At 66.3% G+C, this 16,134-nt stretch carries 9 protein-coding genes; 8 read left to right on the top strand and 1 reads right to left on the bottom strand.

Annotated features, from left to right (window positions below; translation table 11 throughout):
- The first annotated feature begins 99 nt into the window (after positions 1-99).
- Positions 100-966 (top strand): universal stress protein, encoded by an 867-nt coding sequence (locus ACTHQX_RS07725; RefSeq protein ID WP_440156483.1) that lies wholly within the window; start codon positions 100-102, stop codon positions 964-966.
- Between the two features lie 54 nt (positions 967-1,020).
- Here the strand turns inward: ACTHQX_RS07725 and rarD are convergent, their stop codons facing one another.
- Entirely contained in the window at positions 1,021-2,139 is a 1,119-nt protein-coding gene (rarD, locus tag ACTHQX_RS07720) for an EamA family transporter RarD (protein ID WP_440156485.1), read from the bottom strand.
- Positions 2,140-2,254: 115 nt separating this feature from the next.
- On the opposite strand from rarD, the gene ACTHQX_RS07715 reads away from it, so the two are divergent.
- The 7 genes from ACTHQX_RS07715 (at position 2,255) to ACTHQX_RS07685 (ending at position 16,100) form a co-directional block, all read left to right on the top strand.
- Positions 2,255-3,253, top strand: coding sequence for a DNA topoisomerase IB (locus ACTHQX_RS07715; protein ID WP_440156487.1), 999 nt, complete (start codon positions 2,255-2,257; stop codon positions 3,251-3,253).
- An 82-nt stretch (positions 3,254-3,335) separates the two neighbouring features.
- On the top strand, positions 3,336-4,781 hold the full coding sequence (locus ACTHQX_RS07710; protein WP_440156488.1) for an FAD-dependent oxidoreductase: 1,446 nt from the start codon (positions 3,336-3,338) through the stop codon (positions 4,779-4,781).
- Positions 4,782-4,843: 62 nt separating this feature from the next.
- Entirely contained in the window at positions 4,844-6,217 is a 1,374-nt protein-coding gene (locus ACTHQX_RS07705; RefSeq protein ID WP_440156489.1) for a GAF domain-containing protein, read from the top strand.
- A gap of 222 nt (positions 6,218-6,439) precedes the next feature.
- Complete coding sequence (gene exaC, locus ACTHQX_RS07700) at positions 6,440-7,963, top strand: acetaldehyde dehydrogenase ExaC (RefSeq protein WP_440156491.1); 1,524 nt, start codon at positions 6,440-6,442, stop codon at positions 7,961-7,963.
- 13 nt (positions 7,964-7,976) lie between these two features.
- The gene (locus ACTHQX_RS07695; RefSeq protein WP_440156492.1) at positions 7,977-8,381 is read left to right on the top strand and encodes a DUF779 domain-containing protein; all 405 of its coding nucleotides are present in this window, start codon (positions 7,977-7,979) and stop codon (positions 8,379-8,381) included.
- A gap of 322 nt (positions 8,382-8,703) precedes the next feature.
- The gene (locus ACTHQX_RS07690) at positions 8,704-14,304 is read left to right on the top strand and encodes a peroxidase family protein (RefSeq protein ID WP_440156493.1); all 5,601 of its coding nucleotides are present in this window, start codon (positions 8,704-8,706) and stop codon (positions 14,302-14,304) included.
- A gap of 248 nt (positions 14,305-14,552) precedes the next feature.
- A complete protein-coding gene (locus ACTHQX_RS07685) occupies positions 14,553-16,100 on the top strand; it encodes an amino acid permease (protein ID WP_236804642.1) in 1,548 nt (515 codons plus the stop codon).
- The last annotated feature ends 34 nt before the right edge of the window (positions 16,101-16,134 follow it).

Genomic DNA, 16,134 nt, shown 5'->3' with positions numbered 1-16,134 from the left:
CGCGGTAGAGTCATCCTCACCACTGCACTTCACGCCGCAGGCCGGTGGGCACCGCCGCGATCCGGGCGCCGGTCTGCACTACCCAAAGAGGGGTTTCGCATGCGATACGTAGTCGGCTACACACCCACCGAGCGCGGCGCGGACGCCGTCGCCCTGGCCACGTCACTGGCCCTGGCCCAGGGCGCCGAACTGGATCTGGTCTACGTGGTGAAGCCGGGCACGCCGTACGTGGCACTCAACCCGGAGGGCAGCCGGGTCAGCGCCGCGGAGCAGGAGGTGCTGACCGCAGAACGGCAGGGCCTGGCCCTCGTGCCGCAGGGGTTGCCCGCAAGATTCCATGTGCGGGAGGCGGATTCCTTCGCCGGGGGACTCATCGACGCGGCGGTGGAGTTCGAGGCCGGACTCATCGCCGTGGGCGCCGCCAGCGCAGGCCTGTTCAAGCGGCACACCGTGGGCAGCGTGGCCAACGCGCTGCTGCACGCCTCAACGGTCCCGGTGGCACTCGCGCCGCGCGGCTACCAGCGGACGGCACCCGTTACCCGCCTGACGCTGGCCGTGGGGCAACGTGCCGGGGCCGAGACCGCAATCGAGACCGCCATCAGGGCGGCCAGGCGGCGCGGTGTGCCGCTTCGCTTGGTGTCACTGGTGGAGCTCGACGCCGCCGGTGACGCAGGGGAGGCCATCAACGCCGCGCACATCCACGCGAACACCGTCCTGACGGCCGCGTCGGGGAAGGTACCCGCCGGTCACGAGGTCGGCGTCGCCGTGGCCCACGGCCGCACCATCGAGGAAGCCATCGACGGACTCGAATGGGACGACGGCGAGATCCTCATCGTGGGCTCCTCACGCCTGGCCGGGAAGAACCGCATGTTCCTGGGCAGCACGGCCAACAAGGTGCTGCGGGCCCTGCCGGTTCCCATGGTGGTTGTTCCGCGCGACTACGACCGGGAGGACTCGGCCCCCTGACCGGTGCAGCCCTTCCGAGCGCGAACGGACAGTTGTGGCCCCTTGCCCGGGGCCTTAACTGTCCGTTCGCGCTTCCCTGCGGGCGAGGCGCTTGGCCGCTGAGCTCTTCCGCGTGGCGGCCAGCATGTCCGCCGTGAGCACCAGCAGGGCGAGCCACACGACGCCGAAGCCGATCCAGCGGTCCAGCGTCATGGCCTCCCGGAACACCACCAGGGCAACGATGAACTGCAGCACCGGCGCGAAGTACTGCAGCAGCCCGATGGTGGTCATGGGCAGCCGGCGGGCGGAGGCGCCGAAGAACACCAGCGGCACGGCCGTGATGACGCCGGACGCCAGGAGCAGCCAGAAGTGCCCCGGTCCGTGGGTGGTCAGCGAGGCACTGCCGCTCGCCGCGAGGAAAATCATGGTGGCCGCGGCCAGGGGAGTGAGGACGATGGTCTCCACCGTGAGGCTGGTGACGGCGTCGGCACGCGGACCCACCCGCTTCTTCACGAAGCCGTACAGGCCGAAGCTGACGGCCAGGGTCAGGGCGATCCACGGCAGTTTTCCGTAGGACACGGTCAGCACCCCGACGGCGATGAAACCGATTCCGACGGCGGCCCACTGCAGGGGCCGGAGCGTTTCCTTAAGGACGAAGACGCCGAGGAGGACGGAAACGAGCGGGTTGATGAAGTAGCCAAGTGAGGCCTCAACCGCCTGCCCGGTGGTGACTCCGTAGGTGTACGTCAGCCAGTTCACCGCGATGAGGCCGGCGGCAAGCGCCAAGGTTCCGAGGATGGCGCGGTTCCGCAGGGCAGCCCCCAGGACGCGCCACGCCCTTGTCACCGTGATCAGGAGGGCGCAGAAAATCAGGGACCAAACCACCCGGTTGGCCACGATTTCCACCGCACCGGCGGGCTGCAGAACGTAGAAATACAGCGGAAGCAGCCCCCACAGGCCGTAGGCGCCGATGCCGAACAGGATTCCCGCCGTCGTCTCCTTGTCCACCGCCTTGGGTGCGCCGGGCAACTTGGGTGCGCCGGGCAGCTTCGGTGCGCCGGGCAAACCGGCTGACCCGGCCTTACCGGAGCCGGTCATGCCGGAGCCGCTCGCGCCCGGGGGCGCGGCGCCGGGTGTTGGGGCAGTCGGAACAGCGGAGGAGACGGATCCGTCGGGGTTAGGCACAAGTCCCATAACACCATCCTAAGGAGCGGTATTCCGCCTGAGCCGAGCCAAAAGCTGCCTACGGAAACGAATTAGTCAGTAGGCTTGCCATTATGAGTACGACTCACCGCAGGGCACCGGTCCGATGAGGCTCCGCCACAGCAACGCCTCCGGCCACGGTTACCGGAGGGTGCGGGCCGGCGCCGGGTTCAGTTACAGGGACCTGGACGGCTCCACGCTGCCGCCCGGTCCGGTCCGGGACCGGCTGGAAAGCATCGGCATTCCGCCCGCCTGGACGGACGTGTGGATAGCGCCCTTCGAGAACGGGCATATCCAGGCCACGGGGCTGGATGCCGTGGGCCGCCGGCAGTACATCTACCATCCGGAGTGGCGCGAGCGGAAGGACCGCTTGAAATTCGACCGCGCGCTCCAGCTCGCCGAGTCGTTGCCCACCGCCCGCCGGCTGGTCACCCTGGATCTGAGGTCCGACGGCTTCACCCGCGAGCGGGTTTTGGCCGCCGCCTTCAGGCTGCTGGACAGCGGCTCCCTGCGGGTGGGGTCAGAGCGGTACACGAACGAAAACGGCAGCCACGGGCTCGCCACGCTGCTCTGCGCCCACGTCCGTGTCCGCAAGGAATGCCTGCACCTCAGTTTCCCGGCCAAGAGCGGCAAAACCTGGGAGTCCCGCATCGATGACCCGGACCTGGCGCCTCTCGCCCAGGCGCTCAAACGGCGTGGCGGCAACGCGCGGCTGCTGGCCTACAAGAACGGCAGGACGTGGCACCCCGTGACCAGCGCCGACATCAACGGCTACGTCAAGGAACGCACTGGCGACGACTTCACCGCAAAGGACTTCCGCACCCTGCGCGGCACCGTCGCGGCCGCCGTCAGCCTGGCCCAGAGCGGCCCGCAGAAAACGGAGGGGAAGCGGAAGCGTGCCATCAGCGTCGCCATGATGGAGGCGGCAGCGGTGCTGGGCAACACGCCGTCGATCGCCCGCAAGAGCTACGTGGACCCCCGCCTGCTGGACCACTTCGCAGCCGGGGAGACCATAGACCCCAAGCGCCTGGCCTCGGCGGAGTCGGAGCTGCGGGCATTGCTGTACCGCGAGGGCGACGTGGTGGACCTGCGCAAGAGCGGCTGATGCGGGCGGGGGCCGGGCGGACAATTAGAATTGAAAACTGCGCGCCGATGGGGCGCGGTCTCCCGTTCCGGAAGGGCTTACGGTGTCCAACACAGCTGAATCCACGGCCAAGCGCCCGCTCCGCGTCGCGATCGTCGGCGCAGGGCCCGCAGGCGTCTATGCCGCGGACATCCTGACCAAGTCCAACGAGGTCAAGGACGGCGACTTTGAGGTGAGCATCGACCTCTTCGAGGCCTACCCGGCACCATACGGCCTGATCCGCTACGGCGTGGCCCCGGACCACCCGCGCATCAAGGGCATCGTCAACGCCCTGCACAAAGTCCTGGACCGCGGAGACATCCGGTTCCTGGGCAACGTCACCTACGGCCGGGACCTGACCCTGCACGACTTCCGCGCCTTCTACGACGCCGTCATCTTCTCCACCGGCGCCATCAAGGACGCCGATATGGACATCCCCGGCATTGATCTCGAGGGCTCCTTCGGTGCCGCCGATTTCGTGTCCTGGTACGACGGCCACCCCGACGTTCCGCGGGACTGGCCGCTGGATGCCAAGGAAATCGCCGTGATCGGCAACGGCAACGTGGCTCTGGACGTAGCCCGAATGCTGGTGAAGCATGCCGACGAACTGCTGGTCACCGAGATCCCGGACAACGTCTACCAGGGCCTGAAGAATTCGCCGGTGACAGACGTCCACGTCTTCGGCCGCCGTGGCCCCGCCCAGGTGAAGTTCACCCCGCTGGAGCTGCGCGAACTCAGCCACGCCCGCGACGTCGACATTGTGCTGTACCCGGAGGACTTCGAATTCGACGAGGCCTCCGACGACGCGATCCGGAGCAACAACCAGACCAAGACCATGGTCAACACCATGACCAACTGGCTCGTCGAGGAGCACGCAGAGGCCGAGCAGCCGTCTTCGCGCCGTCTGCACCTGCACTTCCTGCACAGCCCGGTCGAGATCTATGGGAGCGATAGCGACGACGGCGGGCAGGGCAAGGTTGCCGGCATCAAGTTCGAGCGAATGCAGCTGGACGGCACCGGCAACGTCAAGGGCACGGGGGAGTTCATCGACTACCCGGTGCAGGCCGTCTACCGCGCCATCGGGTACCACGGCTCCGCGCTGGACGAACTGGAATACGACGCCAAGCGCGGGGTCATCCCCAATGAGGGCGGGCGAGTCCTCGACGCCGATGGGAACCCCGTCCCCGGCATCTACACCACCGGCTGGATCAAGCGGGGCCCGGTCGGCCTGATCGGGCACACCAAGGGCGACGCCCTGGAGACCATTGGCTTCCTCCTCGAGGACCGGCTCACCCTTCCGCCGGCGCAGAACCCGGACCCGCAGGCGATCATCGACCTGCTCGAGGAGCGCGGCATCGAGTACACCACGTGGGAGGGCTGGAACAAGCTGAACGCCCACGAGGCTGCCCTCGGCGCATCCTGGACGGAATCCGTCGCGTCCGACGGCGTCGTGCGAGAACGCATCAAGGTGGTGCCGCGCGAGGAGATGATCCAGATCTCCCGCGCCTGAGCCGAGCGTCGCGCGGTTGAACTAGACTGTCGCGGGCAAGCGTTTGGGCGAGTGGGAGTTCGATGAAGAACCTGATCCAACTGGCGGCACCCGGAACGGAGGATCCGGTGCTGCTGCAGCGCCGCGCCCTGGCCGGCCATGAACTCCTGGACAGCCACGCGCAGAGCGACGCGTTCCCCGATGCCGAAGAAATCCCAGGGCTGCGCCGCCTCATCCGTGAATCCTGGCAGCGGTCGGCCAAGCTGCGGGCCAACCCAGATCACCCCGAAGCCCCGCTGGCCATTGCTGCGGACGAGCTTGACGAGTACCGCCGCCAACACCCCCTGGCCGCCATCATGCCCGTCATCCAGAAGCTCCTCATCCGGCCCAGCCATGACAGCGGCCTGCTGGTTGCCGTCGGCGACGAAGTGGGTCGCCTTCTCTGGGTGGAGGGCGATGCCGGCGCGCGCAGCCGGGCCGAGGGCATGATGTTCGTTCCCGGCGCCGACTGGTCGGAGGCGACAGTGGGGACCAGCGCCCCCGGAACGGCGCTCGCCCTAGGCCGCGGCATCCAAATTTCCGGCGCCGAGCACTACAAACGATCAGTCCACCCCTGGAGCTGCACAGCGGTGCCGTTCCAGGACCCCGATTCCGGCGCGCTGCTGGGGGTCGTGGACATCACGGGCACCGAGGCGGCCGTCGCGCCGCACACGCTCTCCCTCGTGGAGGCCACCGTGGCGGCCGCCCAGGCCCAGTTGCGCGTGGAACGCCTGCAGCTCGCGGCCGCCCAGGAACGCGTTAAGGCACGACGGCGGCACGCGGGTGCCGGGGCAGGCGGCGGTCCTGCGCGCGAAGGCAGCCTGTACCGCAACAGCCTGCAGCTGCTGGGCCGAGACCAGGCACTGCTCAGCGTCGAGGGCCGCAGCGTGGTGCTGTCCGCCCGGCACAGCGAGATCCTGGCCCTGCTCAGCGCCCGTCCGGACGGGCTCAGTGCCGAGGAACTGAGCGTCCTTTTGTATCCGGGGGACGGGTCCACGATCACCTTGCGGGCCGAGATGGTGCGCCTCCGGAAGGTCCTGCAGCAGCTAAACCCCGCCGCAGTGCCGGAATCGCGGCCGTACAGGCTGGCGCTGGATCTCCTGCCGGACAGCAGCCAGGTTCTCACCTGCCTGCAGCGCGGCGCCCACCGGATCGCCCTCGACATCTACCGCGGTGCTGTCCTGCCCCGGTCGGAGGCGCCCGGCGTCGTCGAGCTCCGGAACCGCGTGTCAGCGCTGCTGCGGGAGGCCGTCCTGACGGACGGCAGCGCGGAGTCGCTGCTCACCTATGCGGAACTGCCGGAGGCGGCGGACGACGTCGACGTCCGCCGCGCCGCCCTGAAGCTCCTGCCGCCGCGCTCACCCAAGCGGGCCGCCGTCGTCGCCGATCTGGAGCGGCTGGAAGCCGAACTCGGCTAACGTCCGACTTTGGGCCCACGCCTGCCGGGTTCCCTGACCGAGCTGGGCCCACGACTGCCGGGTTTCCTGGCCGAGCTTGCGAGGTTAGGGGGCGGGTGGGGAGGTTAGGGGGCAGGTGAGGACAGGGTTGCAACCTCGCTGCAACCTGCCCGCTCCTAGGCTCGATGCATCGGCGATCCCCATGACATATCGCCACCGTGTTGCACAGCAAAGGAGCTAGCAATGACCGTTTACGCACAGCCCGGCACCGAAGGTTCGAAGGTCACGTTCCAGGACCGCTACGAGAACTGGATCGGTGGCGAGTGGGTTGCACCCGTGAAGGGCCAGTACTTCGAGAACATCACGCCGGTGACCGGCAAACCCTTCTGCGAGGTGGCCCGCGGAACCGCCGAGGACATCGAACTCGCCCTCGACGCCGCGCATAAGGTGGCCCCTTCCTGGGGCAAGACCTCCGTTGCAGAGCGCGCGGCGATCCTGAACAAGATCGCCGACCGCATCGACGAGAACGTCGAACTGCTCGCCGTCGCTGAAACCTGGGACAACGGCAAGCCGGTCCGCGAGACCCTCAACGCGGACATCCCGTTGGCCGCCGACCACTTCCGCTACTTCGCCTCCGCCGTGCGCGCCCAGGAGGGCCGGCTGTCGCAGCTCGACGACGACACCACCGCGTACCACTTCCACGAGCCGCTGGGCGTCGTCGGCCAGATCATCCCGTGGAACTTCCCCATCCTGATGGCCGTCTGGAAGCTGGCCCCGGCGCTCGCGGCAGGCAACGCCGTCGTCCTCAAGCCCGCGGAACAGACGCCGACGTCCATTCTGGTGCTGATGGAACTGATCAGCGACCTGCTGCCGGCCGGCGTGGTCAACGTGGTCAACGGCTTCGGCGTCGAGGCGGGGAAGCCGCTGGCCTCCAGCCCGCGGATCCGCAAGATCGCCTTTACCGGCGAGACAACCACCGGCCGCCTGATCAGCCAGTACGCCTCCAACAACCTGATCCCCGTGACGCTGGAACTCGGCGGCAAGAGCCCGAACATCTTCTTCAACGACGTCGCCCAGTCCAACGATGCGTTCTACGACAAGGCACTGGAAGGCTTCGCATTGTTCGCCTTCAACCAGGGCGAAGTCTGCACCTGCCCGTCCCGCGCCCTGGTCCAGGAAGACATCTATGACTCCTTCATGGCCGACGCCCTGGCCCGGACCGAGAAGATCATCCAGGGCAACCCGCTGGACACCGAAACCCAGATCGGAGCGCAGGCCTCGAACGACCAGCTGGAGAAGATTCTTTCCTACATCGACATCGGAAAGCAGGAGGGTGCCAAGGTACTCACCGGTGGAGCCCGCGCCCAGCTCGAAGGGGACCTGGCCGGCGGCTACTACGTCCAGCCGACGATCTTTGAGGGCCATAACCGGATGCGCATCTTCCAGGAGGAAATCTTCGGCCCTGTGGTGTCCGTGACCCGTTTCAGCGACTACAACGACGCCATGGGCATCGCCAACGACACCCTTTACGGACTCGGCGCCGGCGTCTGGTCCCGCAACGGCAACGTCGCATACCGGGCGGGCCGCGAAATCCAGGCCGGCCGTGTCTGGGTCAACAACTACCACGCCTACCCTGCCGGTGCCGCGTTCGGCGGCTACAAGTCCTCCGGCATCGGACGCGAGAACCACGCCATGATGTTGGACCACTACCAGCAGACCAAAAACCTGCTGGTCAGCTACAGCGAAAACAAGCTCGGCTTCTTCTAGACCGGGCGAACTGATGACGACGAGGCTGGACGCCGCGGTGACGCTGCCCGGGGAGGACTTCTCCCGGGTGGCGCTCACCGCCGAGGCGGTGGGGCTGCTGCGGAAGCTCTGGGCGCAGCACGGACCGCTCATGTTCCACCAGTCCGGCGGCTGCTGCGACGGCTCGGCGCCCATGTGCTACCCGGCGGGCGAGTTCCTCACGGGGGATTCCGACGTGCTGCTGGGGCGGTTTGATCTCTCCGCGGACGACGGCGCGCAGCCGCTGGAGTTCTGGATGTCCCGGGAACAGTTCGGCTACTGGAGCCACACCCACCTGACGGTGGATGTGGTGGAGGGCCGGGGGAGCGGGTTTTCCGTCGAGGCGCCGGAAGGCAAACGCTTCTTGATCCGCTCCACGCTCATGGACTGGCCCGTGTAGACAAGCTTTGCCCAGCAAAACTCCAAATTGTTACGCCCGGACGGGGGCCCCAACTAAGGGGCTTCGTCCGGGCTTTGCATATTCAAACCGCGATTGGGAACCCCCAATTTGGGTGGCTCAGCGGGCCGACCAGCCACACCCCCAAGGTTTTCACGGGCACTCCACCGGACGATGGCACCGTTACATTCCTCCTAGCGGCAGGTGTGCCATGAACAACTCAGCCTTGAAGTCAGAGGGGGACCCGGATCAGAGTCGATCCGGGGCCCCCGTGGATCCACCAACAAACCGGCGTCAACGACGCAGCAAAAAACGCAAGCAATCAATGTCATTCCGCCTGATTGCGGCAGCCACCACCTTGGCCATGCCGGCAGCGATGGGGCTGCCCGTGGTCGCGGCAAACGCCGTTCAGGCGCCGGTGGGGGAAGGCTTTACCATCACCGCTTCCGACCTCTCCTACATCCTGAAGCAGATCAAGATCGCCGAAGCCCACGTGGCCAACACGACCTCGGCTACCGGCCCCTGTGGCGCGCTGGTCGGCACGGGCCCCAACCAGATCCCGAGCCCCCTGGTGTCAGCCGGGCTGCGGACGGTCGACGGGTCCTGCAACAACCTGCAGCCCGGCCAGGAGACCTTCGGAGCAGCTGATCAGAAGTTCCCGCGCCTGACCACTCCGGTGTTTAAGGGTGCAGAGAACGCAACGACCTTCGGCGGCCCGGCCGCCTCGTCGTACAGCCAGAAGTCCGGGACTGTCGTGGACTCTGAGCCGCGGGTGATCAGCAACCTCATCGTGGACCAGACCTCCACCAACCCGGCCGCGGTGGCCGCGGCCGGCAACCCGGTCAGGACGCAGGGCAACGAAGGCCTTGTTCCCTGCACCAGCGACCCGGATCCCCTGGCCACGCCGCCTGTCGCCGGCGTTCCCGCAGACTGCGTGCCGTCCCACAGCACGCTGTTCATCGAGAACGTGACCACTGACGTCGGTCTCTCCCCGCCCTACAACTCGATGTTCACCCTCTTTGGCCAGTTCTTCGACCACGGCGTTGACCAGACGGTCAAGGGCGGCGGCACCGTCTTCGTGCCTCTGAAGGCCGACGACCCGCTGCGCACCGTTGGCCCCGACCGCAAAGCAAACACGGGCGACGAAGTTCCGGCGAGCCAGGCCTTCATGGTCCTGACCCGCGGCCAGAACCAGCCCGGTACGGACGGAATCATGGGCACCGCGGATGATGTCCAGGACGCGAACAACACGGACTCGCCCTGGGTCGACCAGAGCCAGACCTACACCTCGCACTCGTCACACCAGGTTTTCCTGCGGGAATACGTCAACAACGCCGACGGCAGGCCGGTTGCGACTGGCAAGCTGCTCGGCGGACCTGACGGCCCCACCGCCGGCGGCATGGCAACCTGGACCACCACCAAGGCACAGGCTGCGGCGCTTCTCGGTATCCAGTTGAGGGACAAGGACGTCCTGAACGTTCCAATGATCGCCGCAGACGCTTACGGCAAATTCATTCCCGGTCCGGCACGCGGGCTGCCGCAGTTCGTGACGGCAACCGGACTTGTTGAAGCCAACCGCGCCGACAACGGCGGCGCCGGCACCCTGGTGCCAGCGAACGTCAAGTACTTTGACACCCCGTTCCTGACGGACATCGCGCACAACGCGGATCCGTCCCCGCAGGACGCCGATCACAACCCCGTAACCCCGCCGGTTTCTCCAACTCCGGATGCGGACACCACGGCCTCGGCCGACTTCGCCAGCCAGGCACCCGGCACCTACGACGACGAGATGCTGAATGCACACTTCATCGCCGGTGATGGCCGTGTCAATGAGAACATCGGCCTGACCGCGATCCATCAGATCTTCCACTCAGAGCACGACAGGCTCGTCGACGACATTGAAAACGTCCTGACAACCGACACATCTGCCAGCGGCGTCAAGGCCCTGGCCGAGTGGAAGCTGGCCGCCGGCGCCGACGGCTGGAACGGTGAGCGGCTTTTCCAGGCGGCACGGTTCATCACCGAGATGGAATACCAGCACCTGGTCTTCGAGGAATTTGCCCGGAAGGTCCAGCCTGCCATCAACCCCTTTGAACCGTTTGCGTTCACGCAGACCGAGCTCAACCCCGCCGTCAAGGCGGAGTTCGCGCACGCCGTGTACCGCTTCGGCCACTCCATGCTGACGGAAACAATCTCGCGCAGGAATGAGGACGGGCCCGGCGCAGACGCCGCATACGGCACGTCCGACGACACCAAAGGCAGCCAGAACGACATCTCGCTGCTCGAGGGCTTCCTTAACCCGCCGGAGTACACCAATGGCGGCACTGCCGGTCCGCTGACCTCGGAAGAGGCTGCCGGTAGCATCATCATGGGAATGTCGGACCAGGCAGGCAACGAGCTGGACGAGTTCGTGACGGACACGCTCCGCAGCAACCTGCTGGGCCTGCCCCTGGACCTTGCCGCGATCAACATGACGCGTGCACGTTCTGAAGGCATTCCGCGGTTGAACGTCCTTCGGCGGGAGCTGTTCAACTCCACGAATGACAGCCAGCTCAAGCCCTACATCAGCTGGGTCGACTTCGGAGAGAACCTGAAGCACCCGGAGTCCCTGGTGAACTTCGTCGCAGCGTACGGCCAGCACCCGTCCATCACGGGCGCCACGACGCTGGCAGCCAAGCGGGAGGCCGCACGGCTCATCGTCAGCCCCGCCGCCGGGGAAGTCGCTCCGGCTGATGCAGCGGAATTCATGAACAGCACGGGTCTTAACTGGAGCAACGACGGCGTCAACTCGAAGACCGGCCTCGACAACGTCGACCTCTGGGTGGGCGGCCTCGCGGAGCAGACGGTGGTATTTGGTGGCCTGCTGGGCAGCACGTTCAACTACGTGTTTGAGAACCAGTTGACGGACCTGCAGAACGGCGACCGCCTGTACTACCTGGCGCGCACCCCGGGCATGAACCTGAGGGCGCAGCTGGAAGGCAACTCCTTCGCCGAAATGATGATGCGCAACACCAACGTTCACAGCCTGAAGGCCGACGTGTTCGCCACCTCGGACTGCAAGTTTGACCTCAAGAAACTGGCAGGCACCCCTGCTGGCTTTGCTGCCGACGGCAACACAGTGGCGAATGACCCGGATTCAGAATGCAGTGAGCCAGACCTGCTGATCCGTATGCCCGACGGCACGATCAAGTACCGTGCAAGAAACACAGTCGATCCCTCCGGCATCAACGGACAAAGCGTCTACACCGGCACCGCCGGCGTGGACCGTATCTTCGGCGGCAACGACAGCGACACCTTCTGGGGTGGCGAAGGCAATGACATCATCGAAGGTGGTGACGGCGCCGACGTCGCACTCGGCGGTGACGGTGACGACATCATCACTGACCTCGCCGGTGACGACGTCCCGAAGGGCGGCCCGGGCAATGACGCGATCGACGCCGGCCCCGGCCTGGACATCGTCATGGGCGGCGATGGCAAGGACTTCACTAACGGCGGAGCCAACGCCAACGAGACCTTCGCCGGAGCCGGTGACGACTTCGTCATGCTTGGTCAAAGCCTTGACGCCGCATTCGGCGACAGTGGCGATGACTGGGAAGAAGGCGGCGACCAGCCGGACCTCATGCAGGGGGACAGCGGCAACCTGTTCTTCCTGGACGACTCTCAGAAGCCCGGACACGACATCCTGATCGGCCAGGGCGGTGACGACGATTACGACATGGAGGGCGGCGACGACATCGGCCTCGGCGGCCCCGGCATCGAAAAGGTTGCTGGAGCGTCCGGCTACGACTGGGAGATCGGCCTTGGGGACCCCCAGCCGCAGAACCTGGATCTTGACCTGCCGCTTGTTCCGCTTGACATCCTTACTGCTGATGTCCGTGACAAGTTCAACGAAGTTGAGGCGGCCTCAGGCTGGAAATTCGATGACAAGATCCGCGGAGACGACGTAGTTCCCAGTGGCGTTGGCGGTGGCGGCTTCATCGGCTGCAACGTGCTGAACCAGGAGGGCCTTGACCGCATTGCTGGCTTGGACGATCTGGTGCCGACGCTCAGCACCCCGGCGGACACGGTCATTGGAGCATCGGCGTCGAAGGACTGCCCGCTCCTGACTCCCGGTTCGAACGTCTGGGGCGGTGGCAACATCCTCCTCGGCGGCGGTGGCTCTGACGTCCTGGAGGGACGCGGGGCTGACGACATCATTGACGGTGACCGGTACCTCTCGGTCCGGCTCAGTGTCCGCACCAACCCCAATGATCCGGCCACCGAGATCGGCAGCGCTGCTGCCGACGCACCGGGCCAGAGCGCGATGACCAGCCGGTACCAGAAGGACGCCAACGGCAACCTCACGGGACCGACGCTCCAGGAGGCTGTCTTCGCAGGAACCGTGAACCCGGGCAACATCGTGGCGGTCCGCGAGATCCTCACGGGCACTGGCGGAACGGACTCGGCGGTGTTCTCTGACGTCGAAGCCAACTACACCGTGACCACCACCGGCGGCAACGGCCAGCTCGGCTCGCCGGGCTCGGTCACCACCGTGGTCCACAACGGCGGCACCGACGGCACCGACACCCTGCGGAACGTCGAACGCCTCCTCTTCTCCGACAGTGTTGCTCCGGCAGCGCCCGTCATTGGCGCGGCAACCGCCGGCAACACCCAGGCAACGGTGAACTTCACCCCGGCGGCAGGGGCGGTCACGGGCTTCAACGTCCGGGTCGTCGATGCCGCAGGAGCGCAGGTGGGTGCACTCCGCACCGCCGACGCCGACGCCACCAGCCTGGTGGTGACAGGTCTGGCCAATGGTCAGGCGTTCCGGTTCCAGGTGCAGGCGGAGAACGCCATCGGCACCAGCGCCTTCTCCGCAATGTCCAACATGGTGACCCCGGCAGTCCCCGTGCTCGTCACCGCTGTTCCGTCCATCACGGGAACCGCGGCAGCCGGCAGCACCCTGACGGCAGCTACAGGAGTCTGGGGGCCGGCGCCGGTGACAATGTCCTTCCAGTGGTTCAGCAACGGCGTTGCCGTAGTCGGCGCTACCCTGTCCACCTACACTGTCAGGCCTGCAGATGCCGGTCAGCCGGTAACCGTCACGGTTACCGGAGCCAAGGACGGGTACGAGTCGGTATCGACCACCTCGGCGGCCGTACAGGTAGCGGCTCTTCCGGTCACTTCCCCCAGCGCTCTCCGGGACTTCAACGGTGACGGTAACGCCGACATCGTCGCCCGGGACAACGCGGGTGTGCTGTGGACCTACCTGGGCAACGGGTCCGGGACCTTCCCGACCCGCGTCCGGGCCGGCGGCGGCTGGAACGGCATGAACATCATCAGCGCCTCCGGCGACGTGAACGGTGACGGCAGGTCCGACCTGCTGGCGCGGGAGTCGAACGGCGTGCTGTGGTCCTACCTGGGCAACGGCTCCGGAACGTTCCCAACCCGCATTCGGGTCGGCAGCGGCTGGAACGGCATGAACACCATCAGCGCCTCCGCTGACTTGAACGGGGATGGCCGTGCTGACCTCGTTGCCCGTGACAACGCGGGCGTGCTGTGGTCCTACCGGGGCAGCGGCGCCGGGACCTTCCCGACCCGCATCCGGGTCGGCGGCGGCTGGAACATCATGAACGCCATCACCTCCACCAGCGACGTGAACGGTGACGGCAGGGCTGACCTGCTGGCCAGGGAATCGAACGGTGTCTTGTGGTCCTACCTGGGCAACGGCTCCGGAACATTCCCGAACCGCATTCGGGTCGGCACCGGCTGGAACGGCATGAACGTCATCACCGGCGCCGGCGATGTCAACGGTGACGGCAGGTCCGACCTGGTGGCCCGACAGTCGAACGGGACGCTTTGGTCCTACTTCGGCAACGGCAGCGGCGTCTTCCCGACGCGGGTCTCGGCCGGCGGCGGCTGGAACCTCATGAGCCGCATCAGCTAGAACGGTCAACCGCCGCCCGTGTCCCCCGGACCGGGCGGCGGTTGCGACAGCAGCAGCCACTTGGCTGTTGCGCTCCAAGGACCCACGCCCGGCCCTCCACCACACCGCGCAGCCGCAGCGCGGAGGAAGGTCGGGCGTGGTTTTGCGTGCCGATCGTCTCAGTATTCGGGACAAATGTGGCCGTCCACTGGATGGACACTATCCTTGATAGGTCTGTTTCCATCCCCTATCAGGACTGTGGACTTCCAATGAACCTTTTCCGGACCAAATCCATCGAGCAGTCAATTGCCGACGCCGATGAGCCCGGACGCAAGCTGAAGCGCTCCCTGAGCACGTGGGACCTCATGATCATGGGCGTCGCTGTTGCTGTGGGCGCCGGCATCTTCTCCGTGGGCGCCAAGGCCGCCGCGAACTTCGCAGGCCCCGCCGTCACCATCTCCTTCCTGGTCGCCGCCGTCACGTGTGCCCTGGCCATCATGTGCTACGCCGAATTTGCCACCGCCATCCCGGTGGCCGGCTCGGCCTACGTTTTCACCTACGCCACCATGGGCGAGATTTTGGCCTGGATCATCGGCTGGAACCTGATCCTCGAGCTCTTTACGGCGGCTGCGGTGATCGCCAAGTACTGGGGCATCTACCTCAGCAAGGTTTTCGCCCTCATGGGAGTCGAAATGCCGCCTGCCATCTCGATCGGCGGCGTTGACCTGTACTGGGGCGCCTTCCTCATCGTTGCCGTTTTCACCGTGCTGCTGGTGCTCGGAACCAAGCTGTCCGCCCGCGTGGGCAACATCTTCACGCTGATCAAGATCGCCGTGGTGGTGTTCGTGATCATCGTGGGGTTCAGCTACGTGAAGTTCTCCAACTACACCCCCTTTGTCCCGGCCTCTGAGCCTACGGCCAACGCTGGTGCGGCCGACGTTCTGAAGCAGTCGTTCTTCGGCTTCCTCACGGGTGCTGCCCCCGCGCAGTACGGCACCATGGGCATCTTCGCCGGCGCCGCGCTGGTGTTCTTCGCCTTCATTGGCTTCGACGTGGTGGCCACCTCCGCAGAAGAGGTCAAGAACCCTCAGAAGACGCTGCCCCGCGGCATCTTCGGCGGGCTGGCCCTGGTGACGCTGCTGTACATCCTCGTGTCCCTCGCCCTGACCGGCATGGTCTCCTACACGCAGCTTGCCGAGGCGGAAAGCCCCACACTCACCACGGCCTTCGAGGCCGTTGGCAACACCGACGCCGCGAAGGTGATCGCCTTCGGCTCGCTCGTGGGCCTGACCACTGTGATCATGGTGCTGCTCATGGGCCTGTCCCGCGTGGTGCTGGCCATGAGCCGCGACGGCCTGCTGCCGCGCTCCCTATCCAAGACCAGCGAAAAGCGCTCGACGCCGGTCCGCCTGCAGATCATCTGCGGCGCCGCCGTTGCACTGGTTGCCGGACTCACCAACGTGGACCTGCTCGAGGAAATGATCAACATTGGCACCCTGTCCGCGTTCGTGATGGTCAGCCTGGGCATCCTTGTGCTGCGCAAGAAGCGCCCCGACCTGAAGCCGGCCTTCCGGGTCCCGTTCGGCAAGGTGCTTCCCGTCGTATCCGCGGTGCTGTGCCTGTACCTGATGACCAACCTCGCAGTGGAAACCTGGATCTTCTTCGGCATCTGGCTGCTGCTGGGCATTGCCATCTACTTCGCGTACGGGCAGCGCCACTCCCGCCTCAACGAGAAGTTCGCCGGCGCCAAGGCAGCTGTGGACGGCCCTACAAGCGACCTCGGCGACCGGGATGACGACGAGCTGAGCAAGGTTTAGCGCAACCACGGCCCGAGCCGTCCCTGTTCCTCGG

It is taken from the genome of Arthrobacter sp. SAFR-023, assembly GCF_051965295.1.
Classification (GTDB): domain Bacteria; phylum Actinomycetota; class Actinomycetes; order Actinomycetales; family Micrococcaceae; genus Arthrobacter.
The sequence above is the reverse complement of the archived record's forward strand: the minus strand, read 5'-3'. Positions and strand labels throughout refer to the sequence as shown.

What these genes read in the sequence shown, in the direction of transcription:
- ACTHQX_RS07715 (WP_440156487.1), top strand. Translation starts at nt 2,255, where the DNA reads ATGAGGCTCCGCCACAGCAACGCCTCCGGCCACGGTTACCGGAGGGTG.
- rarD (WP_440156485.1), bottom strand. Translation starts at nt 2,139, where the DNA reads ATGGGACTTGTGCCTAACCCCGACGGATCCGTCTCCTCCGCTGTTCCG.
- ACTHQX_RS07695 (WP_440156492.1), top strand. Translation starts at nt 7,977, where the DNA reads ATGACGACGAGGCTGGACGCCGCGGTGACGCTGCCCGGGGAGGACTTC.
- exaC (WP_440156491.1), top strand. Translation starts at nt 6,440, where the DNA reads ATGACCGTTTACGCACAGCCCGGCACCGAAGGTTCGAAGGTCACGTTC.
- ACTHQX_RS07685 (WP_236804642.1), top strand. Translation starts at nt 14,553, where the DNA reads ATGAACCTTTTCCGGACCAAATCCATCGAGCAGTCAATTGCCGACGCC.
- ACTHQX_RS07690 (WP_440156493.1), top strand. Translation starts at nt 8,704, where the DNA reads ATGTCATTCCGCCTGATTGCGGCAGCCACCACCTTGGCCATGCCGGCA.
- ACTHQX_RS07725 (WP_440156483.1), top strand. Translation starts at nt 100, where the DNA reads ATGCGATACGTAGTCGGCTACACACCCACCGAGCGCGGCGCGGACGCC.
- ACTHQX_RS07705 (WP_440156489.1), top strand. Translation starts at nt 4,844, where the DNA reads ATGAAGAACCTGATCCAACTGGCGGCACCCGGAACGGAGGATCCGGTG.